This window comes from Paenirhodobacter huangdaonensis (genome assembly GCF_004022465.1).
Classification (GTDB): domain Bacteria; phylum Pseudomonadota; class Alphaproteobacteria; order Rhodobacterales; family Rhodobacteraceae; genus Rhodobacter; species Rhodobacter huangdaonensis.
In genome coordinates, this window is sequence record NZ_SAVA01000002.1 from 17580 (window position 1) to 44092 (window position 26513).

Annotated in this window: 26 protein-coding genes; 11 read left to right on the plus strand and 15 right to left on the minus strand. The window is 70.0% G+C overall.

Annotated elements, in window-relative coordinates:
• Positions 1-4 precede the first annotated feature (4 nt).
• A complete protein-coding gene (locus tag EOW66_RS03170; protein WP_128154804.1) occupies positions 5-1126 on the plus strand; it encodes a beta-ketoacyl-ACP synthase III in 1122 nt (373 codons plus the stop codon).
• 105 nt (positions 1127-1231) lie between these two features.
• Here EOW66_RS03170 and EOW66_RS03175 read toward each other — a convergent pair whose 3' ends face one another.
• A complete protein-coding gene (locus EOW66_RS03175; RefSeq protein ID WP_128154805.1) occupies positions 1232-1831 on the minus strand; it encodes a thymidine kinase in 600 nt (199 codons plus the stop codon).
• A gap of 246 nt (positions 1832-2077) precedes the next feature.
• On the opposite strand from EOW66_RS03175, the gene EOW66_RS03180 reads away from it, so the two are divergent.
• Positions 2078-2539 carry a hypothetical protein gene (locus EOW66_RS03180; protein WP_113900121.1) on the plus strand — a complete coding sequence of 154 codons (462 nt, stop codon included), beginning with the start codon at positions 2078-2080 and terminating at the stop codon, positions 2537-2539.
• Between the two features lie 40 nt (positions 2540-2579).
• Here EOW66_RS03180 and EOW66_RS03185 read toward each other — a convergent pair whose 3' ends face one another.
• The 10 genes from EOW66_RS03185 to EOW66_RS03230 form a co-directional block, all read right to left on the minus strand.
• Positions 2580-3896 (minus strand): DEAD/DEAH box helicase, encoded by a 1317-nt coding sequence (locus EOW66_RS03185; RefSeq protein WP_128154807.1) that lies wholly within the window; start codon positions 3894-3896, stop codon positions 2580-2582.
• 237 nt (positions 3897-4133) lie between these two features.
• Positions 4134-4583: a D-aminoacyl-tRNA deacylase gene (gene dtd / locus EOW66_RS03190; protein WP_128154808.1), complete on the minus strand. Its 450-nt coding sequence runs from the start codon at positions 4581-4583 to the stop codon at positions 4134-4136.
• Positions 4580-5503: a carbohydrate kinase family protein gene (locus EOW66_RS03195; protein WP_128154810.1), complete on the minus strand. Its 924-nt coding sequence runs from the start codon at positions 5501-5503 to the stop codon at positions 4580-4582. The genes dtd and EOW66_RS03195 overlap by 4 nt, the downstream gene beginning before the upstream one ends.
• Before the next feature lie 13 nt (positions 5504-5516).
• On the minus strand, positions 5517-6641 hold the full coding sequence (locus tag EOW66_RS03200; protein WP_128154811.1) for a zinc ribbon domain-containing protein: 1125 nt from the start codon (positions 6639-6641) through the stop codon (positions 5517-5519).
• A gap of 7 nt (positions 6642-6648) precedes the next feature.
• A complete protein-coding gene (locus EOW66_RS03205) occupies positions 6649-7806 on the minus strand; it encodes an SPFH domain-containing protein (protein WP_128154813.1) in 1158 nt (385 codons plus the stop codon).
• Positions 7807-7820: 14 nt separating this feature from the next.
• A complete protein-coding gene (locus tag EOW66_RS03210; protein ID WP_164881014.1) occupies positions 7821-8810 on the minus strand; it encodes a DUF2927 domain-containing protein in 990 nt (329 codons plus the stop codon).
• Between the two features lies 1 nt (position 8811).
• Positions 8812-9978, minus strand: coding sequence for a toxic anion resistance protein (locus EOW66_RS03215; protein ID WP_128154815.1), 1167 nt, complete (start codon positions 9976-9978; stop codon positions 8812-8814).
• A gap of 27 nt (positions 9979-10005) precedes the next feature.
• Positions 10006-10707: a hypothetical protein gene (locus EOW66_RS03220; RefSeq protein WP_128154817.1), complete on the minus strand. Its 702-nt coding sequence runs from the start codon at positions 10705-10707 to the stop codon at positions 10006-10008.
• 125 nt (positions 10708-10832) lie between these two features.
• Entirely contained in the window at positions 10833-11750 is a 918-nt protein-coding gene (locus EOW66_RS03225) for a 5-bromo-4-chloroindolyl phosphate hydrolysis family protein (RefSeq protein WP_128154819.1), read from the minus strand.
• Between the two features lie 236 nt (positions 11751-11986).
• Positions 11987-14149: a pseudouridine synthase gene (locus EOW66_RS03230; RefSeq protein WP_128154821.1), complete on the minus strand. Its 2163-nt coding sequence runs from the start codon at positions 14147-14149 to the stop codon at positions 11987-11989.
• A 120-nt stretch (positions 14150-14269) separates the two neighbouring features.
• Between EOW66_RS03230 and EOW66_RS03235 the strand changes: the two genes are divergently transcribed.
• Complete coding sequence (locus EOW66_RS03235) at positions 14270-14719, plus strand: nucleoside deaminase (protein ID WP_128154823.1); 450 nt, start codon at positions 14270-14272, stop codon at positions 14717-14719.
• A 13-nt stretch (positions 14720-14732) separates the two neighbouring features.
• Positions 14733-15101, plus strand: coding sequence for a DsrE family protein (locus tag EOW66_RS03240; RefSeq protein ID WP_164881015.1), 369 nt, complete (start codon positions 14733-14735; stop codon positions 15099-15101).
• A 100-nt stretch (positions 15102-15201) separates the two neighbouring features.
• Here EOW66_RS03240 and purD read toward each other — a convergent pair whose 3' ends face one another.
• Positions 15202-16464: a phosphoribosylamine--glycine ligase gene (purD, locus tag EOW66_RS03245; protein WP_128154827.1), complete on the minus strand. Its 1263-nt coding sequence runs from the start codon at positions 16462-16464 to the stop codon at positions 15202-15204.
• A 67-nt stretch (positions 16465-16531) separates the two neighbouring features.
• Between purD and xseA the strand changes: the two genes are divergently transcribed.
• Complete coding sequence (xseA, locus tag EOW66_RS03250) at positions 16532-18073, plus strand: exodeoxyribonuclease VII large subunit (protein ID WP_128154829.1); 1542 nt, start codon at positions 16532-16534, stop codon at positions 18071-18073.
• Positions 18074-18246: 173 nt separating this feature from the next.
• On the opposite strand, the gene EOW66_RS03255 is transcribed toward xseA, so the two are convergent.
• A complete protein-coding gene (locus EOW66_RS03255; RefSeq protein ID WP_128154831.1) occupies positions 18247-18657 on the minus strand; it encodes a hypothetical protein in 411 nt (136 codons plus the stop codon).
• A 76-nt stretch (positions 18658-18733) separates the two neighbouring features.
• Positions 18734-19876, minus strand: a complete 1143-nt coding sequence (locus tag EOW66_RS03260; RefSeq protein WP_239017481.1) for an alkane 1-monooxygenase — start codon at positions 19874-19876, stop codon at positions 18734-18736.
• Positions 19877-19984: 108 nt separating this feature from the next.
• Here EOW66_RS03260 and EOW66_RS03265 point away from each other — a divergent pair, with 108 nt between their 5' ends.
• Positions 19985-20614 (plus strand): lysoplasmalogenase, encoded by a 630-nt coding sequence (locus tag EOW66_RS03265; RefSeq protein ID WP_164881016.1) that lies wholly within the window; start codon positions 19985-19987, stop codon positions 20612-20614.
• A gap of 54 nt (positions 20615-20668) precedes the next feature.
• Positions 20669-21718 (plus strand): signal recognition particle-docking protein FtsY, encoded by a 1050-nt coding sequence (gene ftsY / locus EOW66_RS03270; protein ID WP_128154834.1) that lies wholly within the window; start codon positions 20669-20671, stop codon positions 21716-21718.
• Between the two features lie 18 nt (positions 21719-21736).
• Here the strand turns inward: ftsY and EOW66_RS03275 are convergent, their stop codons facing one another.
• A complete protein-coding gene (locus EOW66_RS03275) occupies positions 21737-22321 on the minus strand; it encodes an MgtC/SapB family protein (RefSeq protein WP_128154836.1) in 585 nt (194 codons plus the stop codon).
• A gap of 24 nt (positions 22322-22345) precedes the next feature.
• On the opposite strand from EOW66_RS03275, the gene EOW66_RS03280 reads away from it, so the two are divergent.
• The 4 genes from EOW66_RS03280 to folE2 all read left to right on the plus strand — a co-directional run bounded on the left by EOW66_RS03280 (position 22346) and on the right by folE2 (position 26380).
• Positions 22346-23251, plus strand: coding sequence for an EamA family transporter (locus EOW66_RS03280; RefSeq protein WP_128154838.1), 906 nt, complete (start codon positions 22346-22348; stop codon positions 23249-23251).
• A 14-nt stretch (positions 23252-23265) separates the two neighbouring features.
• Positions 23266-23898: an inner membrane-spanning protein YciB gene (locus EOW66_RS03285; RefSeq protein ID WP_128154840.1), complete on the plus strand. Its 633-nt coding sequence runs from the start codon at positions 23266-23268 to the stop codon at positions 23896-23898.
• A 127-nt stretch (positions 23899-24025) separates the two neighbouring features.
• Positions 24026-25204: an aminotransferase class I/II-fold pyridoxal phosphate-dependent enzyme gene (locus EOW66_RS03290; RefSeq protein WP_128154842.1), complete on the plus strand. Its 1179-nt coding sequence runs from the start codon at positions 24026-24028 to the stop codon at positions 25202-25204.
• 66 nt (positions 25205-25270) lie between these two features.
• A complete protein-coding gene (gene folE2 / locus EOW66_RS03295; protein ID WP_128154844.1) occupies positions 25271-26380 on the plus strand; it encodes a GTP cyclohydrolase FolE2 in 1110 nt (369 codons plus the stop codon).
• Positions 26381-26513 lie beyond the last annotated feature (133 nt).

Sequence of the window (26513 nt, forward strand, 5' to 3'; positions counted from 1 at the left end):
CCAGATGTTCACCCCTGCGATCACCGGAACCGGGGTCTTCACCCCGCCTGAGACCATCACCAACGACGAGCTGGTCGCCGCCTTCAACGCCTATGCCGACCGTTACAACGCCGAGCACGCGGCCGAGATCGCGGCGGGCACGCTTGCGGCCAAGGACCATTCCTCGTCCGAGTTCATCCACAAGGCCTCGGGCATCGAGAGCCGTTATGTGATGGACAAGACCGGCGTTCTCGATCCCGCGCGGATGTATCCGCAGCTGCGTCAGCGCAGCGACGACGAACCCGGGATCATGGCCGAGATCGCGCTCGAGGCCTGCGCCAGGGCCCTTGCCGCCGCCGGGCGCGAGGGGAGCGAGGTCGATCTGGTGATCTGCGCCGCCTCGAACATGGAGCGTGCCTATCCGGCGGTGGCGATCGAGATCCAGAAGCTTCTGGGCGCCTCGGGCTTTGCCTTCGACATGAACGTCGCCTGTTCCTCGGCCACCTTCGGCATTCAGGCCGCGGCCGACATGATCCGCACCGGCTCGGTGCGGCGCGCGCTGGTGGTGAACCCCGAGATCACCTCGGGCCATCTCGAATGGCGTGACCGCGACTGCCACTTCATCTTCGGCGATGTCTGCACGGCAACACTGATCGAGCGGCGCGCGGACGCGAAGGCCGGCGGCTTCGAGATCCGCTCGAGCCGCTGCGCCACGGAATTCTCGAACAACATCCGCAACAACAACGGCTTCCTGCGCCGCACCCGGCCCGACGGGCTCGCCGACCGGCGCGACATGCAGTTCATGCAGGAGGGCCGCAAGGTCTTCAAGGAAGTGCTGCCGATGGTCTGTGCCCATATCCTCGGCCATCTGGCGGAGGAAGGGCTCGCGCCCACCGCCCTGCGCCGGCTCTGGCTGCATCAGGCGAACAAGACGATGAACGATTTCATCGGCCGCAAGGTGCTTGGCCGCGAGCCTGAACCGGGCGAGCAGCCGAACATCTTGCAGGAATACGCCAATACCTCCTCGGCCGGCTCGATCATCGCCTTCGACCGCTTCTCGGGCGATTTCGCGCCGGGCGAGACGGGGCTGATCTGCTCCTTCGGGGCGGGCTATTCCGTCGGTTCGGTGATCGTCGAGAAGTTCTGAGACCGGCGCGCGGGCCGCGGGCGGGGATGCCTCCGGCGGGAGTATTTGCACCAGGAAAAGCCAGGGGCCAGAAACCGCCTCCCGGCTTTTTCTTGGTCCAAATACTCACTCTTCGGTGGGGCCGGGCGCTTCCTCCATCGCCGCGCGCCAATGCCGGCGGCACAGGCTGACATAGGTCTCGTTGCCGCCGATCTGCACTTGTGCGCCCTCGCGCAGCGCGCGCCCGTCGGGCCCGATGCGCATCACCATCGTCGCCTTCTTGCCGCAATGGCAGATCGTGCGCACCTCGCGCATCTCGTCGGCAAGGGCGAGGAGGGCGGCCGAGCCGGGGAAGAGCTCGCCGCGGAAGTCGACGCGCAGCCCGTAGCACATCACCGGCACAGCGAGATCGTCGACCACACGGGCCAGCTGCCAGACCTGATCCCGGGTCAGGAACTGCGCCTCGTCGACGAAGACGCAGGTGCAGGGGGCACGGGCCATCCGCGCCGCGATCAGCGCCGCCATGTCGGTCTCGGGGGTGAAGGTCTCGGCCTCGGCGCCGATGCCGATGCGGCTTGCGATCCGGCCTTCGCCCGCGCGCCGGTCGAGCCGGGCGGTGACGAGGAAGGTCTGCATGCCGCGCTCGATGTAGTTGTAGGACGCCTGCAGCAGCAGCGTGCTCTTGCCGGCGTTCATCGTCGAGTAATGGAAGTAGAGCTTGGCCATGCCGCCCCATAGCGCGCCGGACGGGCCCGGGCAAGACGAAGACCCCCGCGCGCGGTCCGCTCTTGCGCACCGTCGCGAGGGTCTCTCACCGTTTCTGACGTCACGATGTCAGCACTCTTACGCCCGCCGTGGCGGGTGCTTTCGGTGTGACAAATCCTCGCCCTCCGGGTAAGGGGGAAAGCACCAGCGGGGGTTCCCCCCGGGCATTCAGCGTAGAGAGGGATGGGCGGTTCTGGCCCGATTGTGATGACCGAGAAGATTGAAAGCTATCTGAAAAAACACACCGAGGCGCTGGTGAAGGACATCGGCATCGAGGCCGCGACCCAGGTCAGCGGCAAGTCGAAGGCGACGCTCGGGCGGTATTATTCCACCGATCCCGACCATAGCGACCGTTTCATGCCGATCGACGTGGTCGCCCGGATCGAGGCGGTGGCGAAATTCCCGCATGTGACCCAGGCGCTGGCCGAGCTCGGCGGTCTCGAGCTGTCCTTCGACGAGCGCCGGCGGAACCTGTCGGAAGGCGGGGTGAGTTCGGATGTGGTGGTGCTGAGCCAGCGCTTCGCGATGCTGATGGCGGAATATCACGCCTCGATCATGGACGGGAAGATCACCGCAACCGAGGCGCGGCGGCTGCTGGCCGAGACCCAGGCGCTGCAGAAGGTGCTGATCGAGATGAAGCTGCATCTCGAGGACGAGACCGTGCGCTGACACGGTCCCGTCCGGGAGCTTGCGGAGAGGGCGGTGCGGCTCAGGCCGCGGTGCCGCCCTTGCCCCCCGGAACGCGCCGGCGCGGGCGGGCGGCGCCGCCGGCCGCGGCCTTCGCGGGGTTCGCCCGGGCCGGGTTCGCCTTCGGTGCGCCGCCCTGCGCGGGTTTCGGGCCACGACCGCGATGCGGCTTCTTGCCGGCGCGGGCGGGGGCTGCGGCGGCAACCGGGGTATGCGGCTCGCCGCCGATCACCGGGATCCGCGCGCCCATGGCCTTCTCGATCGCGCGCAGCTCGTCCATCTCCATCGGCCCGCAGAAGGCGACGGCACGGCCGTTGCGGCCGGCGCGCGCGGTGCGGCCGATGCGGTGGACATAGTTCTCGGGCACGTTCGGCAGGTCGTAGTTGTAGACATGCGCGACCTCGGGGATGTCGAGCCCGCGGGCGGCGACATCGGTCGCGATCAGCAGCTTCACCTCGCCGGCGCGGAAGGCGCTCAGCGCCCGCTCGCGCGCGTTCTGCGATTTGTTGCCGTGGATCGCGGCGACCGAGAAGCCCCAGTTGTCCATCAGCTTCGCGAGCTTGTCCGAGCCGTGCTTGGTGCGGTTGAACACCACCGCAAGCTCGCCCGGGTGCTTGGCGACATATTCGGCCAGCAGCGCGGCCTTCTCGCCCTGGGTGGTGAAGTGCACGCCCTGGTCGATCTTCTCGGCGGCCTTGCCGGGCGGCGCGACCTCGACCCGCACCGGGTCCTGCAGATAGCTTTGCGCCAGCTCTTCCATCAGCTTCGGCATGGTGGCCGAGAACAGCATCGTCTGCCGGTCCGCGGGGATCAGCCGGGCGATGCGGCGCAGCGCGTGGATGAAGCCAATGTCGAGCATCTGGTCGGCCTCGTCGAGGACGAGGTATTTCGTTTCCGACAGCACCAGCGCGCGGCGCTCGAGCAGGTCGAGAAGCCGGCCGGGGGTGGCGATCAGCACGTCGGTGCCCTTGGCGAGCTTTTCCGACTGCACGTTGATCGAGGCGCCACCGACGACGCGCTGGATGCGCACCGGCGCGCCCGCGCCGAAGGCCGAGAGGTTGTCGTGGATCTGCGTTGCCAGCTCGCGCGTCGGCGCCAGCACGAGGGCGCGCACGGTCTTCGGCGCCGGGCGCTTGCCATAGGCGATGATGCGGGTCAGCATCGGCAGGCCGAAGGCCGCGGTTTTGCCGGTGCCGGTCTGGGCGATACCCAGCAGGTCACGGCCGCGCACGATGTGCGGAATGCCCTGTTCCTGGATCGGCGTCGGTTTCACCAGGCCGAGGCCGGCGAGGTTTTGCAGCAGGATCGGCGCAAGGCCGAGGTTTTCGAAGGTTTCCAAAAGTCTGTCTTTCCTGGCACCAATGGGTGCGAAAAATCGGTCTGGCCGGACGCGAGGTCCGGCGGGCGGGCGGGCGCGGACAGGTCTGTCCGCTGGCCCCCCGCGTGATTGTGAGGCCGGGTCTCCGCCCTTGCGCCGGCCGGGCGCGTGGCCCGGGGATGCGCGGCTGCTCACGCGGCAGCGGTTGCGGATGCTCGCCAGATGGGCGCTGCAGCGCGGAAAGTCAAGGAAAACCGTTCAGGCGCGGTCGGCGGTGTCGATCCAGATCGTCACCGGGCCGTCGTTGAGCAGGCTCACCGCCATGTCGGCGCCGAATTCTCCGTTTTCGACCGGCAGGCCAAGACCGCGCAGCGCGGCGCTGAAATGTTCATAAAGCCGATTGCCGATCTCGGGCGGGGCGGCGGTGGAAAATCCCGGCCGGTTGCCGCGCGAGGTGTCGGCGGCGAGGGTGAACTGGCTGACCACCAGGCAGGCGCCGCCGATATCGCTGACCGAGCGGTTCATCTTGTCGGCCTCGTCGCGGAAGATTCGCAGCTTGGCGACGCGCGCGGCCAGTTTCTCGGCCTCGGTCTCGCCGTCGCCCTGCATCGCGCAGATGAGGATCAGAAGCCCCGGGCCGATCTCGCCGGTGCTCCGGCCCTCGACCTCGACCTTGGCGTGGCGCACACGCTGGATCAGCGCTCTCATTCCAGATCCTCCTTCCAGGGTGGGTTCGCGCCCGCGCGCGCGACGGTAACGGCGGCGGCGGCGGTGCCGAGGCGCAGACAGGCCTCGAGCACGGCGCCATCGGCCGCGGCGACGGCCTGCTTCGACAAGAGCCCGGCGCGGTCGAGTGCCGCAAGGACGCCGGCGTTGAACGTGTCGCCGGCGCCGACCGTGTCGACGACCGCAACCCGGTGCGCCGGCACGAAGATCGCCCCGGTCGCGCTGAAGCCATGGGCGCCCTGTGCGCCTTCGGTGATGAAGACGAGCTTCGGGCCGCGGGCAAGGATCGCGCGGGCCCGCTGCTCGATCGCGCCGGGGCCCATGAGCCAGTCCAGATCCTCGTCCGAGAGCTTGACGATGTCGGCCGCGGCGATCATCCGCTCGATGCGGGCGCGATAGGCCGTCTCGTCGCGGATGAAGCCCGGGCGGATGTTCGGGTCGAGCATGGTCAGATGCCCGGGGGCCGCGCGGATCATCAGCGCCTCATAGGCCGCGGCGCAGGGCTCGACGGCGAGCGAGATGCCGCCGAAGAACAGCGCCCGCAGGGCAGCGGGCAGGGCGGGCAGATCGGCGGGCGACAGCATCCGCCCCGCCGTGCCCTCGTCATAGAAGGCATAGCGCGCCTGACCGTCATGGAGCGTCACGAAAGCGAGCGTCATGGGCCGGTCCGAACGCGCCGAAAGCCCGGTCTCGACGCCCGAGGCGGTGAGCGCGTCGGTCAGCATCTGCCCGAAGAGATCGGTCGAGAGGCCCGAGAAGAAGCCGGTCTTCACGCCCAGCCGGCCAAGCGCCAGCGCGGTGTTGAAGACCGCGCCGCCCGGGAAGGGGGCGAAGGCCGGCTCGCCGCGCGTGCTTTCGCGCGGCAGCATGTCGATCAGCGCCTCGCCGCAACACAGGATCATCGCGCCCTCTCCGTCAGCCGTTCTGCTTCTGATAGAGATAGGCCAGCGCCGCGGCAACGATCAGCCCGAAAACGACCGCAATCGCGATCTTCCACGGCGACCACGGCCGGTCGCCGCGCACCGCGCCGGTCTGGGCGTTGACGACGAAGCGGAAGGAGCGGCCCTGGAACTTGTAAGCCGCAGTCCAGACCGGCAGCAGGATGTGCTTGAAGGTCTCGGCCGAGAAGCTCGGGTCGAGGCTTGCCACGCGCTGCTCGTCGCCGCCGATGTCGCGGCGCACGTCGGACTGGATCACCCGCAGCATCTCGGCCTGGGCGAGGTGATGGCCCTCGATCAGCTCGACGGTGTAGCCCTCGGCCGACAGCCCGGCGAGGTAATCGGGGCTGTAGGGCACGAGGCCGGTCAGATCCCAGGGGCTGAGCCCGTCGACATGGGCGGCGGGCAGCGAGCGGGCGGCATAGATCAGCACGTCGTCGAAATCGCGCGCGACCTGGCCCGCGACCGGGGTCCAGCGGATGTGGCGGATCTGCTCGGTGCGGGTCTCGGGGCGGCCGTCGACCATCACCGTGACCTGCCGCGTCTCGTACCAGGCATCGCCGCGCGCGCCGGTGTAGCGGGTGCGGGTGGCGGCATCGAAGGTCCAGAACGGGGCATAGACCCCGGTCATCTTGCGCCCGCGCCGGGCGTATTGCGCCAGCCCCGAGGGCGCGAACCACAGGCTGCCGAGCCAGCGGCCAAGGGCCGCGCGCGCCTCCGCCTCGGTCAGCCGGAACGGGATCAGCCCCTGCGGCCGGATCTGTCGCTTGGTGCCGCTGTCGGTGACGACCGGGGTCGCGCAGAACGGGCATTGGGTGGCGTGTTCGGGCCCCGACAGCTCGATCGAGGCGCCGCAGTTCGGGCACGAAAGGGTGCGGTGCTCCTCGAGCTCCTCGATCGGCAGATCGGCGCGCAGCCCGGCCTCGAGCGGCAGCTCGTGCAGCGCGGCCGCGCCGCGGCCGGTGGCGCGGGGGATGTCCTGGACATGGCCGCAATGGTCGCACACCAGCCGCTCCTGCCCGGGGGCGAAGCGCAGGTCCGCGCCGCAGGCCTCGCAGGGGAAGTGCTGCTCGGCCTGCGTCTGCCGCAACGGGGCGGTCATCGACGCCTCACTGTGCCGGCGGCGGGGGCGGCGGCGCGATGGTGAAGAGCTGCGCAAGCTCGGTGATCTCGCCCGCGGGTTTCCAGCCGTCCTGCCCGGGGGTCCAGACCAGCGTGTCGCGGCTGAAGCCGCCCTCGCTCACCATCCGGCCGAGGTGGCCGCGGCCGTAGGGGCCCTGGGTCTGGCCGTTCACCGCGAGATGCCAGACCTTCTCGACGGGCGGCGGCGGGGGCGGCGGCACCATCGCGGCGGGCTGGGCCATCGGCTGCGCCGCGGCGTGCGCCGTGCCCCAGGGGCCCGCCATCGTCTGCCCCGCCATCGTCTGCCCCATCGCCATGCCCATGCCGGCGCCGAGGCCGGCGCCCATGGCCGCGCCCATACCCGCCGCCGCGGCCGAGCCCGGCTGTGCCATCGCCTCGGCCGCGTTGAACTGCATGTATCGGTTCAGATCGCCGACGATTCCCATCGAGGTGCGCTTGTCGAGCGCGGCCTCGACCGCCTCGGGCAGCGAGATGTTCTCGATGTAGAATTCGGGCGTCGAGAGGCCGTAATTCGCCACCACCGGCTCGATCGCCTGGACCACCAGCTTGCCCAGATCGGCGGTGTTCGCCGCCATGTCGAGCACCGGGATCGACGAGGCGGCGACGACGCGCGAGAATTCCTGCACGATCACGTTGCGGATCTGGAACGAGATCTCGTCCGAGGTGAACTCGCCATCGGTGCCGACGATCTCGGCCATGAATTTCGCCGGATCGGTGACGCGCATCGCATAGGTGCCGAAGGCGCGCAGCCGCACCGGGCCGAATTCCGGATCGCGGCAGATCACCGGGTTCTTCGTGCCCCATTTCAGGTCGTTGAAGCGGGTGGTGTTGACGAAATAGACCTCGGACTTGAACGGCGATTTGAAGCCGTGGTCCCAGTGCTGCAGCGTGGTCAGCACCGGCATGTTGTTGGTCTCGAGCTGATAGAGCCCGGGGCCGAAGACATCGGCGATCTGGCCCTCGTGCACGAAGACCGCGGCCTGGCCCTCGCGCACGGTCAGCTTGGCGCCGTATTTGATCGCATGGTCATAGCGCTCGAACCGCCACACCATGGTGTCGCGGGTGTCGTCGGTCCAGGCGATGACGTCGATGAATTCGCCGGTGAGAAAGTCGAGAATGCCCATCAGGCCCTCCTTGGTCAGGCGTCCGGTCCCATCAGCTCGGATGCAATGATTTCGACGATCGGCCGCGCCTCGGCCTCGGTCATGCCGGGGCGCAGGCGCGGGTCGTAAAGGATCTGCAACAGCAGTTCGTCATGGCGGGTGAGCAGCGCGAATTCCTCGTCGTCATTGAAGATCGAGGGCCGCGCGCGCGGATAGTCGTTGGCCAGGCCGAGGCCCTGGGCGAGCTCTTCGTGGATGCACGAGAGCTGCAGATCGCGCGGGTGCTCGGCGCGGATCACCGCCACCGCGCGCGAATAGTTCGGCGCCGCCCCTTCCGAGAAGGCGAAGACCACGCAGAAGGTCGAGGGCGAGAGCTCGGTGATTGCCGAGACCGAGGCCGCGTCGATGCCGGGCACCAGCGCGCGCAGCCGCGGGGCCAGGGCGCGGCGCTCGTCCTCGTTCACCACCAGCACCGAGAAGTTGCCGCCCGCGGGCACCATCCCCACCGGGTGGCGGCTGGCCCGGGCGAGCTGGCCGGCATAGGCCGAGATCCAGGCGTCATCGGTGATGCGCTGCTGCAGCGGCACCGAGGCGCCGTATTCGACCGACATCCGCACCGGCTCTTCCCAGCGGCGCAGCCGGCTTTCCGCCTGGCTGGCGACGAAGGCGCCGCCGCGCCGCGAATATTCGTCGTAAAGCGCGATGTGGATGAAATCGTCGACCAGCCGGCGCGCGCCGAAGGGGGCATCGCGCGGGGCGACGTCCTGACGCATCAGCCCGCGACTTTTCAGCGTCTTCTCGACCTTGACGTAATAGGCGTGCATCGCCCGGCTCTCGTCGGACTGCGGTGTCACCACCGTGCCTTCGCCCCAGCGGCCGGGGGCAGGCTGGGGTGCGGGCGTGCTTTCGGGGGCCAGCACCGGCGGCCGCGCGGCGGGCGCAGGGCTGTTCAGGCAGCCTGCGAGCGCCGCGCACAGTGCCATCGCGCCGCCGGCGCGCAGTGTCCATGCCTCCCGGTGACGCATCTCAGCCCTTGTCCGCCGTCGGTTTCGCCCGCGCCGAGGACAGCGTCTCGCGCAGCTGCGTTTCCATTTCCGCGAGGTCCTTCTCGGCCGTGGCGCGCTTGCGCTTGCCCTCGTCGGCGATCCGCAGGCTGTCCTCGATGGTGGCGATCAGCTCGCCATTCGCGGCCTTCACCGCCTCGATGTCGAAGATGCCGCGCTCCATCTCGGTGCGCACGGCCGCATTCGCCTCGCGCAGGTTCTTCGCATTCGCGGTGAGCAGCTCATTCGTCAGGTCGGAGGCCTGCTTGACCGCCCGTGCCGCCTCGGCCGAGCGCTGGATCGTCACCGCCTGGGCAAGCTGCGTTTCCCACAGCGGCACGGTGTTGACGAGGGTCGAATTGATCTTCGTCACCAGCGACTTGTCGTTTTCCTGCACGAGCCGGATCGAGGGCAGGGACTGCATCGTCACCTGCCGCGTCAGCTTCAGGTCATGCACCCGCCGCTCGAGATCGTCACGCGCGGCGCGCAGGTCGCGCAGCTCCTGCGCGCGCAGCACCTTCTGTTCCTCGGGGGCGGCGGCGACCTCGGCCTCCTTCGCCGGGATCACCGTCGCGTCGACCTCGCGCAGCTTCTCTTCGCCCGCGGCGATGAAAAGCGCGAGCTCGTCATAGAAGCCGAGCGTCTTCGCATAGAGCAGGTCGAGCGCCTTCACGTCCTTGAGCAGCTTCGTCTCGTGGCTGAGGAGGTCGTCGGTGATCCGGTCGATCTGGGTCTGCACTGCCTCGTAGCGGGCCAGGAACTGTGCGAAGGGCGCGGCGCGGCCGGTCAGCCGCTCCCACCAGCTCTGCTTGCGCCGCACGTCGAGCTCGGAGACGGAGAAGCCGCGGATGGTGGTGACGATCGCGCTCAGGCTGTCGCCCGCGGGGCCGACGTCCTTGTTCTTCACATCGGCCAGCATCTCCTGGCTGACCGCCTGCAGGTCGTTCTGGGCCCGCGATCCGAAATACATGATCGAGCTGCTGTCGCCGAGGTTGATCTCGGCCATGCGGGCGCGGATCTCCTCGGCCACCGGGGCCGGGGCCGCAGCAAGCGCCACCATCTCCTTGCCGGGATCGGCGAGCACGGCCTGCGCCACGGTCTCGATTTCGGCCACGGCCAGAGCGGCCTTCTCACGCACGGTCTCGGTCATACACACCCCCGGTTTGCGGGGGCGGGGTCAGCTGTGCCCCAACTCGCCCGCCAGTGACACCCCGGATTCGCCCGAGCGCCATGCCGTGCGAATCCCGTACACGCAAGCCAGCGCCTCGCCCGTCAGTCGTTCGAGCGTGTCGCAATAGCTGCCGAGCGCATATTCATCCGGCGCGCCGGCAAGGACAACCGAAAGTTTCCCGGTGGCGGTTTCCAGCGTGTCGAGGCCGCGGGTGAGATGCGGGCGGGCCAGCGCGTGGGCCTCGGGGCGGGCGGCCAGCTCGGATTGCAGCCGGTTCATCGCGGCGCCGTATTCGGCGAAGGCCGGCAGCAGCTCGGGGGCGCCGTCGCGCAGGAAGCGGTGCAGCGCGTCGAGGCGATGCTTGGTGGCCGCAAGCAGCATCGGCAGCTGCTCGGCGGGGTCCTCGGGCGCCGGTTGCGCCGCCGCCCGGCGCCGCGGCAGCCGGGCACGCAGATAGCGCGTGAGCCGGTCGAACTCTTCCCCGGCAAGGGGGGCAAGGCGCACGATCGCGCGGCGCGTGGGCTGGTGCAGCGCGATCGCGACGAGGGCGGCGGGCAGGGCGATGAAGAACAGCCCGGTCTTCAGGAAAGACCGCGCGGCCTCGGCGAAGGAAACCGGCTCGGCCGCGGAGGTGACATGGGCGAGCAGGAAAACAGCGCAAAGAAGGGCCGCGGCACGCAACAACAAAATCGGACGGAACTTGCGCATCGGTGGGACCTCGGCCTTCTGAGAGGCCTCAGGATTGCGGCGAAGCGGGGCGGATTTGTGACCCGGTCGTGACCGCGCGTGGAAATCCCCCGGTGTCGGCGAAACGCTGCGTTTCCGATCCGGGGTCAGTCCTTCGCGGTCCCGGTGACCGCCGGGCCCGTCACCCCCTCGCGCGCCAGCCGTTCGCGCAGCACCTCGATCTCGATATCGAGCCCCTCGCGCCCGCCGGCGATCAGGCTGCGGGTTCGGGCAGTGAAATTCGCCTCGAGATCGTCGAGCAGCGCCTCGTAATCGCTGCGCGCCTGCGCGTCGCGGGTGGCGGCCCAGAGGTCGGCGAATTTGACCGTCGCGTCGCGTGCCCCCTCAAGGTAGATGCCCATGTAGCGGCGCGCGGCGCCCAGATCGCCCGGGTCCTCCTCGACGGCGCGGAAGAGCTCGCGCGCGGTGGCGGCAAAGCGCTCGACGCGGGCGCTGAGCAGGGCGTCCTGCGCCCGCACGATCGCTTCGCGCATCGCGGCGAGGTGCTTTTCGCCCTCCGCGACGACGCGGGCGACGCGGTCTTGCTGGAACGGGTCGATGCCCTCCATCCCCTTGTCGCGCATCGGGTCGGGGCCGAAGGCCAGAAGCGCCAGCCCGGCGCCGATCACGCCGATCACCGCGGCGCCTGCGATTCCCGCGGCCACGGCGGCCAGTGCCAGACCGATGCCGCCGATGACGGCGCCAAGCGCCTTGCGCGGCAGGGCGGGGCGGCGGGCAACGCGGCGCGCCTGCCAGGCGGCCTCGGCGCGCAGCCCCTCGCGGATCAGCCAGGCGCCGCCGGCGATCAGCGCAAAGGCCGCCAGGTTGCGGGCCAGCACCTCGGGCCCGTCGCCGAAGGCGCGCGGCAGCAGTGGCGCGGCGGCGACGATCAGCCAGACCGGGCGACGCAGCAGCGGATGGCGGGGCTCGGATGGGTTTTGCGGCACGCGGTCGGGTGCGACGCCCGGATAGCCCTCGTCATTCCTGGGCTGCGGGCTGTACTTGCCGCCGAAACGCTGCGCCATCTCAGACCGTCCCTTTCAGCGCGACCAGGAAGGTCAGCACGACGAGCAGCCAGAAAGCGATGGTTTGCACGGTCTTGCGCGACATGGAACCCCCGGGGTCTTTGCGGCGGGAAAGGTCCCGCCCGGTCAGAGATTAGGCATTCGCGCGCCCCGCTTCCAGTGCCAAGCGGCAGGGCCGGGGCGGGGAAAAGCCGCGCGGGCTTTCCCCCTTTCGGTTCGGCGTGGCGTCTGCGCGCTCAGCCGCGCTTCGGACCGGGGCGGCCGAAGGGCTTGCCGCCGGGCTTGCCGGCGCTGCCGTCGCGGTGGCTCTTGAAGCCCTCGGCGCGCGGCTTGCCCTTGCCGCCCTGGCTCTTGAAGCCGTGCGACTTGAAGCCCGCGGGCTTGCCCTCGCTCCGCTCGCCGCCCTCGGGGCGCTTGCCGAAGCCGGGCTTGCCGCCGAAGCGCGGCTTGTCGCCATAGGCCGGACGCTCGCCCGAACGCGGCTTGTCGCCGTAGGCCGGACGATCCCCCGAGCGCGGCTTGTCACCATAGGCCGGCCGCTCGCCCGAGCGCGGCTTGTCGCCGTAGGCTGGGCGATCCCCCGAGCGCGGCTTGTCGCCATAGGACGGACGGTCCCCCGAACGGGGCTTGTCGCCGTAGGCCGGACGCTCGCCCGAACGGGGCTTGTCGCCATAGGACGGCCGGTCCCCCGAACGCGGCTTGTCACCATAGGCCGGACGCTCGCCTGAACGGGGCTTGTCGCCGTAGGACGGCCGGTCGCCCGAGCGCGGCTTGTCGCCGTAGGACGGCCGGTCCCCCGAACGGGGCTTGTCGCCGTAGGACGGCCGGTCCCCCGAACGCGGCTTGTCGCCATAGGACGGACGATCGCCCGAACGCGGCTTGTCGCCGTAGGACGGCCGGTCGCCCGAGCGCGGCTTGTCGCCATAGGACGGCCGGTCCCCCGAGCGCGGCTTGTCGCCGTAGGACGGCCGGTCCCCCGAACGGGGCTTGTCGCCGTAGGCCGGCCGGTCGCCTGAACGCGGCTTGTCGCCGTAGGACGGACGATCGCCCGAACGGGGCTTGTCGCCATAGGACGGGCGATCCCCCGAACGCGGCTTGTCGCCAAAGCGCGGTTTATCGCCATAGGACGGCTTGTCGCCGAAGCGCGGCTTGCCGCCGAAGCCGGGCTTGCCGCCGCGGCCCTCCTCGCCCGAGCGGGCGGCGTAGGGGCGCTTTTCGCCCTCGTCACGAGCCGGGCGCGGACCGCGGCCGAACTTGCTCTCCTCGTCGCGATGCGAGCGGAAACCCTCGCCGCGCGGCTTGAAACCACGGCCTTCCTCGCCCGAGCGCGGGCCGAAGGGGCGCTTGCCGCCTTCGGGGCGCGGGCCTCGGTCGTCGCCGTCGCGCCGCGGACGGAAGCCCTCGCGCTCCCCGTCACGGGGCCGGAACGGCTTGTCACCCTCGGGCCGGGGCCCACGCGGGGCGCCGCCCTGGGCGAAGTCCTTCTGCCGGCCGAAGCTCTTCTTCTCGGCCCCGTCCTCGCGGCGCGAAGCGAACGGGCGGCGCTCCCCGCCGTCCCCTTCTTCGCGGGCGCGGCGGGTGGCGCGGGACTGGGCGCGTTCGATCAGCTCGGCGCGCGGCGGGCGGCCATCCTCGATGCCCGAGAACAGCCGGTCGCCGAGCTGGTCGCGCAGGATCTTGCGCTTCACCTCGATCACCTCGCCGGGCTGCATCTCGTTCAGTCGGAACGGGCCATAGCTGACCCGGATCAGCCGGTTCACCGTCAGCCCGATCTCGGTCATGGCGCGGCGGATCTCGCGGTTGCGGCCCTCGCGGATGCCCACGGTCAGCCAGGCGTTCGCCCCCTGCTGGCGGTCGAGCGTCACTTCCATCGGCAGGAATTCCTCGCCCTCGATGGTGATGCCGCGGCGCAGCGGGTCGAAGGTGTCGTTCATCGGCCGGCCGTTGACGCGGACGCGATACTTGCGCAGCCAGGCGGTCTCGGGCAGCTCGAGGCGGCGCTTCAGCCCGCCGTCATTGGTCAGCAGCAAGAGCCCTTCCGAGTTGAGGTCGAGCCGGCCGACATTCAGCACCCGCGGCATGCCCTCGGGCATCTCGTCGAAGATCGTGCGCCGGCCCTGCTCGTCCTTCTCGGTGGTGACGAGGCCAAGCGGCTTGTAATAGAGCCACAGCCGGGTTTCCTGCGGTGCGTCGATCGGCTTGCCGTCGATCACCACCTTGTCGGTGAGGGCAACATCGAGCGCGGGCGAGGTGACGGGCTTGCCGTTCACCGTGACGCGGCCGGCAACGATCATCTTCTCGGCATCGCGGCGCGAGGCGACGCCGGAGCGGGCGATCACCTTGGCGATGCGTTCGGCTTCGCCGCGGGGCGCGGCGGGGGCTTCGGGGGTATCGGTCATCGGAGCAGTCCTTCAACGGGAAACGGGGCGCGGAAGCCGCGGCCAAGGCGGCGCTCTACACCTTTCCGTGGCCCTTGCAAAGCATCTTGCACGGGGCCGGTTTCGCGGCGATGAAGGGGCATGAGCTTCACCTCCTACATGGATCTCGCGCTCGAGGAGGCGCGCGCCGCCGCCGCCCGCGGCGAGGTTCCGGTGGGCGCGGTGATCGTCGCCCCGGGCGGGCGCGTCGTCGCCCGTGCCGGCAACCGCACCCGCGAACTCAGCGATCCGACTGCGCATGCCGAGATCCTCGCGCTGCGCATGGCCTGCGCCGCGGCCGGGTCCGAGCGGCTGCCGGGCCATGACCTCTATGTCACGCTCGAACCCTGCCCGATGTGCGCCTCGGCGCTCGGTCAGGCGCGGATCGCGCGGATCTATTATGGCGCGGCCGATCCGAAATCGGGCGGCGTGGCGCAGGGGCCGCGGATCTTCGCGCATCCGCAAAGCCACCATGTCCCCGAGGTCTACGACGGCATCGGGGCGCGCGCGGCCGAGGCGCTGCTCAAGGCCTTCTTCGCCGCAAGGCGCTGATCCGGAGGACGGAATGGACGAAACGGTGCAGGTGGCGGTCCACCTCGACGAGGGCGATGCGGCGCGGATGCGGATGGCGCTGAACAACATCGCGAACCTGTGCGCGCATTACGCGCAGGCGGGGCAGGCGGTCGCGGTCGAGCTGGTGGCAAACGGGCCGGGGCTCGCGCTGCTGCGCGCCGACCTCTCGCCATTGCCGGAAAAGGTGGCCGAGCTTGCCGCCGACGGCGTGCGCTTCTCGGCCTGCGCGAACACCCTGCGTGGCATCACCCGCGACGAGGGGGCGGCCCCCGCACTTCTCCCCGCAGCGCAGATCGTGCCCTCGGGCGTGGTCCGTCTCATCGAGCTGCAACGCGCCGGCTGGGCCTATCTGCGGCCCTGAGCGGCCCCCGCCCTCGCGGCAGCATGGCGCCTCTCGTCTTCCAATTGCCGCAAATATCCCGGGGGGTGAGGGGGGCAGCGCCCCCCTTCGGCGCCTCGGCTCAGAGCGCCCGCCAGCCGATGTCGCGCCGGCAGAACCCTTCGGGCCAGTCGATCCGGTCGACCATCGCATAGGCGCGCTCCTGCGCCTCCTTCAGCGTCGCGCCGCGGGCGGTGACGTTCAGCACGCGCCCGCCGGTCGCCAGCACCTTGCCGTCCTTCAGCACGGTGCCGGCATGGAAGACCATGTGCGCGCTGTCCTCGGGCAGATCGGCCAGACCGCGGATCTCGCTGCCCTTCACATAGGCGCCCGGATAGCCCTTCGCCGCCATCACCACGGTCAGCGCATGGTCGTCGGCCCATTGCGCCTCGACCTCGGCCAGACGCCCCTCGGCGCAGGCAAGCAGAAGATCGAGCGCCTGCGCGCCAAGGCGCAGCATCAGCACCTGGCATTCCGGGTCGCCGAAGCGGACGTTGTATTCGACAAGCCGGGCGCGGCCGTTCTCGATCATCAGCCCGGCGTAAAGCACGCCCTGGAACGGCGTGCCGCGCGCCGCCATCTCGGCGATCGTCGGGCGCACGATCTCGGACAGCACCTGTTCCTGGATCGCGGCACTCAGCACCGGGGCGGGGGAATAGGCGCCCATGCCGCCGGTGTTCGGCCCGGTGTCGCCATCGCCCACGCGCTTGTGGTCCTGCGCGGTGCCGACGGGCAGCACATCGGTGCCGTCCGACAGGATGAAGAAGCTTGCCTCTTCACCCGCCATGAATTCCTCGATCACCACCTCGGCGCCGGCCGCGCCGAAGGCGCCGCCGAAGATCTCGTCGATGCCGGCGAGCGCCTCGTCGAGCGTCATCGCCACGATCACGCCCTTGCCCGCGGCAAGCCCGTCGGCCTTGACCACGATCGGCGCGCCCTGCGCGCGGACATAGTCCTTTGCCGTCGTGGCGTCCGAGAACCGCGCCCAGGCGGCGGTCGGCGCGCCACAGGCGTCGCAGACCTCCTTGGTGAAGGCTTTCGAGGCCTCGAGCTTCGCCGCCGCCGCCGAGGGGCCGAAGGCCAGGATGTCGGCCGCGCGCAGCGCATCCGCCACGCCCGCGGCCAGCGGCGCCTCGGGCCCGATGATGACAAAGTCGATGGCGTTTTCCTCGACGCAGGCCAGCACCGCCGCCGCATCGGTCGGCTCGATCGCGGCCAGATCGGCGATTGCACCGATGCCCGCATTGCCCGGCGCGACGATCAGCCGGTCGCATTTCGGGTTCTGCTTCACCGCCCAGGCAAGGGCATGTTCGCGGCCGCCGCCGCCCAGGATCAGAATGTTCATCGGCGCACCCCCTTGGCCTTCGCTTTCCGGCCTTCTAAGGTCAGACCTGACATCAGGCAAGGCGCAGATGGACCTTCTCGACGACAGCCCGGGCAGCGGCAATGCCCATGAATACACGGTTTCCGAGATCTCGGGCGCGGTGAAGCGCGTGATCGAGGGCGAGTTCGGCCGCGTGCGCGTGCGCGGCGAGGTCGGCCGCGTCAGCCGCCCGTCCTCGGGCCACATGTATTTCGACCTCAAGGACGCAAGCGCGGTGATCGCCGCGGTGAGCTGGAAGGGGCAGGTGGCGCGGATGCAGATCCGCCCCGAGGAGGGGATGGAGGTGATCGCCACCGGCCGGATGACCACCTTCCCGGGCCAGTCGAAATACCAGCTCATCGTCGATGACGTCGAACCCGCGGGGGCGGGCGCGCTGATGGCGATGCTCGAGGCGCGGCGGCGCGCCCTTGCCGCCGAGGGCCTGTTTGATGAACACCGCAAGAAGCCGCTGCCGTGGTTGCCGGGCGTGATCGGCGTCGTCACCTCGCCCTCGGGCGCGGTCATTCGCGACATCCTGCACCGGCTGCGCGAGCGCTTCCCGCGCCGGGTGCTGATCTGGCCGGTGGCGGTGCAGGGGCAGGCCTGCGCACCCGAGGTGGCAGCGGCGATCCGCGGCTTCAACGCCCTGCCCGTGGGCGGCGCGATCCCGCGGCCCGATCTGCTCATCGTCGCCCGCGGCGGCGGTTCGCTCGAGGACCTGTGGGGCTTCAACGAAGAGGCGGTGGTGCGCGCGGCGGCGGCCAGCCGGATTCCGCTGATCTCGGCGGTGGGGCACGAGACCGATACCACGCTGATCGATTTCGCCGCCGACCGCCGTGCGCCGACGCCGACCGCGGCGGCCGAGATCGCGGTGCCGGTGCGCACCGATCTTGCCGCCTGGCTGGCCGAGACCGAGGCGCGGATGGCGCGCGCGGCGCGCGGCCGTGTCGAGGGCCACGGCCAGCGGCTGCGCGACCTCTCCCGCGCCCTTGGCCGGCCCGAGACGCTGATCGCCCCGGCGCGGCAGCGCTTCGACCTGATGTCGGACCGGCTCGCGCCGGCGCTGCGGATGGTGACGGTGCGCAAGCGCGCGGGCTTTGCGCCGCTCGAGGCGCGGATCGCGCCGGCGATCCTGCGCCGCTATCTCGCGCAGGAAGGGCGCCGGCTGGAAACGCTGGCGGCGCGCCTTGCCCCGGCGCTTGCCCGCACCCGGCTCGAGGCCGACCGGGCGAATGTGCGCAATCGCGCGGCACTCGCGGGGCTGACGGACCGGCTCGCGCGCGCCCCGCAGGCCCGGCTTGCGGCGCTCGCCGAGCGGCTCGACCGGCTCGACCGGATGCGCCAGACGCTTGGCTATCGCGAGACCCTGAAGCGCGGCTATGCGGTGGTGCGCACCGGCGAGACGCTCGTTACCCGCGCCGCCGAGGCCGCGGCCGCGATCGAGCTGGAAATCGAGTTCCACGACGGCCGCGTGCCCGCCCACCCGGGCGCCGCCGGCACGGCCCTGCCGCCGGGCCCCGCCGCCGCCGCGGCAGCCCCGCGCCGCCGGACGCGCAAGGACGAACCGCCGGAGCAGGGCAGCCTGTTCTGACCCCGCCGCGCCGGTGACGACGGTCGGATGAGTATTTGGGCCAAGAAAAAGCGCAAAGGGCTTTTTCCCGTGCCGGGGCGGCGCGGCGGTGACGTCGCGCGAACAGGCCCCTGGTTTTTTCTTGGCAAAAATACTCACGCCGCCCGCCGTCACCGGGCGCGCCGCCGGGCGGTTCAGACCCCCAGATCCGGCCCCGGGCAATTCAGCGGCGCCGCACTTTCCTTGAGCGAAATCAGCGGCTCGCCATCGTCGCGCCCCTCGAAACGGGCGACGAGGCCCTCGGGGCTGTCGTGGAAGGTCCAGCACTGCAGCGGCGTGTCGTCGTGATAGTCGAAGCAGATCTGCGCACCCTGCTGGAACCAGTCGCCCTCGTGGCAGTCGCCCTCGGCGAAGGCCCAGACGACCTTGTGGCCGGGGCGGTATTCCTCGATGCCATAGACCTGCCCACCGGCAGAATAGGTGATCGTCTTGCCAAGCGTGCGCGCATCGAAGTCTTCGGCGGTCATCGGCGGGCCGATGTCGGCGGCGCGAAGCGGCGCGGCGGCGAAGGCGAGGAGCAGGGGCAGGATCAGGCGGGCGCGCATCGCGGGGTCTCCGGTTCGGGTGCGCCAGCTTGCCCCGGATCGGCGCGCGGGAAAAGCCAAAGCGCCGTGAACGGGCTCAGACCCCGCGGGCGGGCCGGCGCAGGGCGCGGGCGCGGGGGTCCATCACCCGGTGCCACAGCGGCGGGATCAGCGCGAGCGTCGCCATCGCCGGGAGCGAGCGCGGCAGCACCGGCCGCCCCTCGGCGGTGATCGCGCCAAGCCGCAGCTCGGGGTAGGGGCGGGCGGGATGGGCGTGGTGGTCGGAATGGCGCGGCGCGTTCAGCATCCACAGCGAGGAGACCGGATCGGGCGCGTCCCAGCTGTGGCGGGCGCTGACGGGCTCGTACTGCCCGGTCGCGATGAGCGCGCGTTCCAGCCCGTAGTGCTGCACGTAATCTGCGAGCAGGATCTGCATCTGCGCGTAAAGGCACAGCGCGAGATAGGCGGCCACCCCGGCAAGACCGAAGAGCAGCCCGACGAGGATCAGGCACCAGATCGCGCCGAGGACATAGCTGACATAAGGGTTCATTGCGGCAAGCCGTGCCTTCCAGCCCTCGGGTGCAAGGCGCTTGCGCCGGGCTTCCTCCATCTCCCAGCCGGCGATGAAGGCGCCGGTCCAGGCCTGCGGCGCGAAGGCCCAGAAACTTTCGCCGAGCACGGCGCTGTTCGGGTCGTCGCGGGTGGCGACGAAGCGGTGGTGCACCAGCCGGTGCGCCGAGGCATGGTGGCCGTAAAGCAATGAGATATAGACCCATTTGCCCAGCACGAAGAGCCGCTTGTCGGCGCGGTGGATAAGCTCGTGCGCGTTCGAGTTCGAGACCTGCCCGAAGAACAGCCCGCAGGCGAAGAACAGCGCGATGCGGGCGGGGATCGACAGCCCCGTCACCCCGGACAGCGCCGCGACGCCCAGAAGCAGCAGGACGAAATGCGCGATCGCCAACGCCACCGACAGCCGGTCGGCGGCGGGAAACTCGCGGCCCTCGGGCGCGTCGGGCGCGGCGCGCGCGATCAGCCGGTCGAGCGCATAGACGAGCCCGCCGATCCAGGCGACGGCGAGCCAGGGCCAGATCCCGCCGAACAGCGCGCCGAGCACGATCAATGGCACCGGCGCGAAGGTCACCGTGGCGAAGACGTCGATCCCGGGCACGGCGCGCCCGATCATGCGCAGCCCCTGCGCAAGTCCGGCAAGGCGGGTGGAAAGGTCGGGGCGGTCTGACATGGCACTGCTTTCGGCGCGTCTTTGGCGTTTTGCGGCAGTCTAGCGCAAAATCGGGCCATGTCAGGGGGAAGGCTTGCCGCAGGGCGGATTTTCTGCGCGACTGTGGGCATGAGCCTGTTGACCGATCCGCTTTTCCTGATCGCGGCCGCCCTGGCGGCGTTGCACCTTCTGCGCTTTGCCGCGGCCGGGGAGAGCTGGCCAAAGACCGTGACCAAGACGCTGTCGGTGCTGTTGCTGGCCGTCATCGCGCTGCGCGCGGGGGCGCCGGTGCCGCTGTCGCTCGGGCTGCTCCTCGGTGCGCTTGGCGATTTCTGCCTGTCGCGGCCGGGGCAGAGGATGTTCCTTGCCGGCATGGCGGCCTTTGCGGCGGGGCATCTGGCCTATCTTGCGCTGTTCCTCGGTCTCGGCGCCGGGCCGCCGCCGCTGCTGCCGGCGCTTGCGCTTCTGATCGGCGGCGTGGCGGCGGCGCTGTGGATCGCACCGCGGGCCGAGGGGATGGTGGCGCCGGTGCGCGGCTATATCGCAGTGATCGCGGCGATGACGCTTGCCGCGCTCGGGTTGCGGGGGGCGCCCATGCTCGTCTCGGGCGCGCTTGTCTTCGTCGCCTCGGATTTCGTTCTGGCGCTGCAGCGCTTCGTGCTGGCGCCCGGGCGGGCGGCACGGGCGGCGGCCTATCTCGTCTGGGCGCTCTACTGGCCGGCACAGGCGCTGATCCTTGCGGGCGGGCTTCTGCCCTGAGCCCTTCCATCGCGCGCCCGCATCCATTAGGTGAAAGGAAACGGAGGTCCCCCGATGTCGTTCTTTTCCAAGCTCAAGTCGCGCCTGACCCGGTCCTCCTCGAGGCTTGAGGAGGGGCTCGAGGCGATCGTCGCCGAGACGGCCGAGACCGAAGCGCCCGAGACCCCGGCGCCCGAAGCGCCGGCGCCGGCGCCGGCCGCCCCGGCCGAAGAGGCGCGCAAGCCCGGTCTCTTTGGCCGGCTGCTTGGCCGCACGGGCGAGGAGGCGCCGCGCCGCGTTCTCGACGACGCGATGCTCGAAAGCCTCGAAGAGCTGCTGATCGCCTCGGACATGGGGGTGGACACGGCGCTGCGGGTGACGGCGAACCTTGCCGAGGGGCGGATGGGGCGCCGCCTTTCGGTGCCCGAGATCAAGGCGCTTCTGGCCGAGGAAATCGCCCGGATCATGGAGCCGGTGGCCCGGCCGATGCCGCTTTATGCCAAGCGCCCGCAGGTGGTGCTGGTCGTCGGCGTGAACGGCTCGGGCAAGACCACGACGATCGGCAAGCTTGCCGCGCAGTTCCGCGCCGCCGGCAAGACCGTGGTGATCGCCGCGGGCGACACCTTCCGCGCTGCCGCGGTCGAACAGCTGAAGGTCTGGGGCGAGCGCGCGGGCGTGCCGGTGCTGACCGCGCCCGAGGGCTCGGACCCGGCCTCGCTGGCCTTCGACGCGATGACGAAGGCGCAGGAGGATGGCGCCGATCTGCTGATGATCGACACCGCGGGGCGGTTGCAGAACCGCGCCGACCTGATGGAGGAGCTGGCGAAGATCGTCCGGGTGATCCGCAAGAAGGACCCCGACGCGCCGCACAACACGCTTTTGGTGCTTGATGCCACCACCGGGCAGAACGCGCTGAACCAGGTCGAGATCTTCTCGAAGATCGCCGATGTCTCGGGGCTGGTGATGACCAAGCTCGACGGCACGGCGAAGGGCGGCGTGCTGGTGGCGCTGGCCGACAAGTTTGGCCTGCCGATCCATGCGATCGGCGTGGGCGAGCAGATCGACGACCTCGCCCCCTTCGATCCCGAGGATTTCGCCCGCGCCCTGGTGGGGATGGCGGACTGAACCGGCGATGCGCGCGCCTCAGGCCATCGGATCGGTGGGCGTGTGCCGGTGCCGCGCCTCGTCGTCGGGCGCCATCGGCACGTCGGCATCCTCGTTCATCGCGCGCACCGCGGGGCTTTCCAGCCGTTCCTCGATCCGGCGGAACACCCACAGCACGATCACCGTGATGCCGGTCGCGAGTGCGCCAAGCCCGACCCGCCCGGTGCCGCAGGCAAGCCCCACCGCGCCCGCAAGCCACATGCTTGCCCCGGTCGTCAGCCCGCGCACCCGCCCGCCCGAGGTGATGATCGTGCCCGCGGCCAGGAAGGCGACGCCCGAGGTGACCGCGCCGATCAGTCGCACGATGTCCGACCGCGCCCCGCTTGCCGCGCCCTCGGCGCGCGAGATGTCGACGAGTTCGAGCGCGATCAGGGCAAAGAGCGAGGCGGCGACGGCGATCAGCATGTGGGTGCGCAGGCCCGCGGGCTTGTGGTGCCATTCGCGCTCGAAGCCGATCGCGCCGCCAAGCGCGAGTGCGGCCAGCAGCCGCATCGTCGCGACCGAGGGCGGCGTGGCGGTGAAGGAGCCGGACAGGTCGGTCCAGAGCTGCGACAGGATCTGCATGGATGAACTCCGCGGAGGGATGGCATGAGCGACCTTATCGCCTCGCTCGAGGGCACGCCAGCGGGGCACCACGCGGCGCTCGCGCTCGCGCTGATGGCGGCCTTCCTGCACGCGCTCTTCGGCGCCTTGCAGAAGGGCCGGCACGATCCCTGGATCAGCCGCGCCGCGATCGACGCGAGCTATGGCCTGATCGCGGCGCCCTTCGCGCTGTTTGTCGTGCCCTGGCCCGAGCCGCACATGTGGCCGATCTTCGCCACGGTGGTGGTGATCCATATCGCCTACAAGGTTGCGCAGGCGATGACCTATGTGCGCGGCGCCTATACCGTGGTCTATCCGGTGGTGCGCGGCACCGCGCCGCTCTTCGCGGTGATCGGGGCGGGGCTGCTCTTCGGCGAGCATTTCACCCTGGGCCAATGGGCAGGCGTCGGGGTGCTGCTCGCCGGGATCTACGGGCTGGCGCTCTACAACCTGCACCACGTCAGCGCCGACCGCGAGACGATGGTGCCGGCACTGGCGCTGGCGGTGCTGACCGGCGGGTTCGTCGCGCTTTATACTACCTATGATGCCTATGGCATCCGCGCCACGGCCGACCCCTTCACCTTCCTCGCGTGGTTTTTCTTCCTCGACGGCTGGTTCATGCCGCTTGTCACCCTGCGGCGCTGGCGCCACGTTCCGGGCTCGGAACTGCTGCCCTTGCTGAAAAGGGGTGTCACCGGCGCGATTGTCGCCTATTTCTCCTTCGGCGCGATCATGCTGGCCACGCGGCTCGACCGGGTGGGAGAGGCTGCGGTGCTGCGCGAGACCTCGACGGTCTTCGCGGCGCTGATCGGCTGGCTCGTGCTGGGCGAGAAGGTCGGACCGCGGCGCACGGCGCTGATGGCGCTGATCGCCGCCGGCGCGGTGATCGTGGAATTCGCGGGCAACCGCTGAGAACGGATGACGAGATGAGCGGCAAACGCAAGATCAATCCCTGGCTGAAGGCCGCGCTCGATTTCGGGCCGCTGCTGGTCTTCTTCATCGCCTTCAACCGGCTCAAGGACGCCCATGTCGCGCTTGGCGGGCAGACCTATTCGGGCTTCGTGCTGGCCACGGCGATCTTCGTGCCGCTGCTCGTCGTCTCGACGCTGGTGCTGTGGCGCCTCACCGGCCGGCTCTCGCCGATGCAGGTGGCGACGCTCGTCCTCGTCGTGGTCTTCGGCGGGCTCTCGGTGTGGTTCAACGACCCGCATTTCTTCAAGATGAAGCCGACGCTGATCTATCTGCTGTTCGCGGCGCTGCTGGGCTTCGGGCTGGCGCGCGGCAAGCCCTGGCTGCAGCTGGTGATGGAAGACGCGATCCCGATGCGGCACGAGGGCTGGATGATCCTGACGAAGCGGCTGGTGATCCTGTTTCTCGGTCTCGCCGTCGCCAACGAGGTGATCTGGCGCACCATGTCCGACGCCGCTTGGGTCAACTTCAAGACCTTCGGCCTGACGCTGCTGATGTTCGGCTTCTTCATCGGGCAGGGGAAGCTGTTTTCCCGCTACGCCGTTGAAAAGCCCGACGAAGATGGCGCCGGGGAGAACGGCGAGGGCTGATCTCGCACCCCTTGTACGTTATTCAAACCCTTGAATACATGACTGAATTGCCGCCCCCTGCCGCTGCGGCAGGTTGACGCGCCCGGCCCGCGGCGTTAGGCCGTGTCACCTTTTCAGGAGAGGGCCGATGACGAAAGACTGGAACACCCGGACGAAGCTCGTGCATGACGGCATCCGCCGCTCGCAATACGGCGAGATGGCCGAGGCGCTGTTCCTGACCCAGGGCTTCGTCTATCCCTCGGCCGAGGTTGCCGAGGCGCGCTTCATCTCCTCGGGCCCGGACGAGTTCATCTATGCCCGCTACGGCAACCCGACGACGCGGATGTTCGAGGACCGGATGGCGGCGATCGAGGGCACCGAGGACGGTTTTGCCTGCGCCTCGGGGATGGCCGCGATCAACGGCGCGCTGATGGCGCTGGTGACACCGGGCGACCATGTCGTCGCGGCGCGGCAGATGTTCGGCTCGTGCCTGCATGTGCTCAAGGTGCTTGCGACCTTCGGCGTCGAGGTGACGCTGATCGACGGCGCCGATCTGGCGAACTGGCGCGCCGCGGTGCGGCCCGACACCAAGGTGTGCTTCTTCGAGAGCGTGTCGAACCCCGGGCTCGAGGTGATCGACATCAGGGGCGTGGCCGAGATCGCCCATGCCGTCGGCGCCGTGGTGGTGGTGGACAACGCCTTCGCCTCGCCGATCTTCTCGCGTGCGGTGGCGCTTGGCGCCGATGTCATCGTCTATTCCGCGACCAAACACATCGACGGCGGCGGCCGGGTGCTGGGCGGCATCGTGCTGGGCACGCGCGACTTCATCCGCGGCCCGCTTGAGACCTACGTCAAGCATACCGGCGGCGCGATGAGCCCGTTCCACGCCTGGATCCTGCTCTCGGGGCTGCAGACGCTCGATCTGCGGGTGCGGGCGCAGGCGGCGAGTGCGGCGGCGGTGGCCGCGGCGGTGGCGGGGCATGCGAAACTGGCCCGCACCATCTATCCCGGGCTGGCCGGGCATCCGCAACATGCGCTGGCGATGGCGCAGATGGGGGCGGGCGGCACCATGCTGTGTCTCGATCTCGCCGGTGGCAAGGAGGCGGCCTTCCGCTTCCTCGACGCGCTGAAGATCGTCTCGATCTCGAACAACCTCGGCGATGCGAAGTCGATCGCGACCCATCCGGCGACGACGACGCACAAGAACCTGAGCGCGGAAGACCGCGCCACGATCGGTATCACGGCGGGGCTCGTGCGGATCTCGTTGGGGATCGAGGACACCGCCGATCTGGTCGCGGACATCCGCGCCGCGCTGGACGCGGCCTGAGTTTCCCTTGGACTTTCGCGGCCCCCGTCCCATATGGTCCGGGGCCGCGACGGACCGGAGGGACAGATGAAAATGCACGAGCGCAGCAACAGCCCCGATACCGAGGCCGCGAAGGCCGCGCTGGCCACGCTGCGGGACTGGGCCTTGCGCGCCGACCCGGTCGAGATCGCCCGGCTCGACCCGGCAATCGCGCGGCTGCTGCCGGGGCATGCGCTCTCGAACTATCCCGATCTGGTGCGCAGCTATGACACCGGGTTCCAGCCCGATGCCGCCTACAAGGACGGCATGCCCGACCTGCAGAACGGCCCTGCCTCGCTGATCACCGGGGCGCATGCGCCGATCGCCCATGTCGGGATCTCGAACTTCCGCCTGCCGATCCGCTACCGGCTGCGCCCGGGCACCGACAACCCGGCGGGCGAGGTCACGCTCGAGACCTCGGTCACCGGCACGGTCAGCCTCGATGCCGAGAAGAAGGGCATCAACATGAGCCGGATCATCCGCTCCTTCTATGGCCATGCCGAGCGCGAGTTCTCCTTCGAGGTGATGGCGGCGGCGCTCGACGGCTACAAGGACCACCTCGACAGTTTCGACGCCCGGCTGATGATGCGCTTTTCTTACCCGGTGCGGGTTGAGAGTCTGCGCTCGGGCCTGTCGGGCTGGCAGTATTACGACATCGCGCTCGAGATGGCCGACCAGGGCGGACGCCGGCTGAAGGCGATCCATCTCGACTATGTCTATTCCTCGACCTGCCCCTGTTCGCTTGAACTGAGCGAGCACGCGCGCCGCGACCGCGGCCGGCTGGCGACGCCGCATTCGCAACGCTCGGTGGCGCGGATCTCGGTCGCGGTCGAGCCGGGCGCGCCGCTCTGGTTCGAGGATCTGATCGACATCGCCCGCGCCGCGGTGCCGACCGAGACCCAGGTGATGGTGAAGCGCGAGGACGAGCAGGCCTTTGCCGAGCTGAACGCGGCGCATCCGATCTTCGTCGAGGATGCGGTGCGGGTCTTCGCCGCGGGCTTGCTCGCCGAGCCGCGGGTGGGCGATTTCCGGGTGGTGGCAAGCCATCAGGAAAGCCTGCACAGCCACGATGCGGTGGCCGTGCTGACCGAGGGGCCGACCTTTGCGGCCGCCAGCCTCGATCCGCGGTTCTTCGCCTCGCTTGTGCATTCGGGCTGAGACCGGGCAGGGGGGCGCTGCCCCCCGGCTTCGCCTCCCCCCGGAGTATTTCGGCCAAGAAAAAGACGGTGGTTTTTTCTTGGAGAAAATACTCCGGGGGAGTCCGCAGGACGGGGGCAGCGCCCCCCCTCCG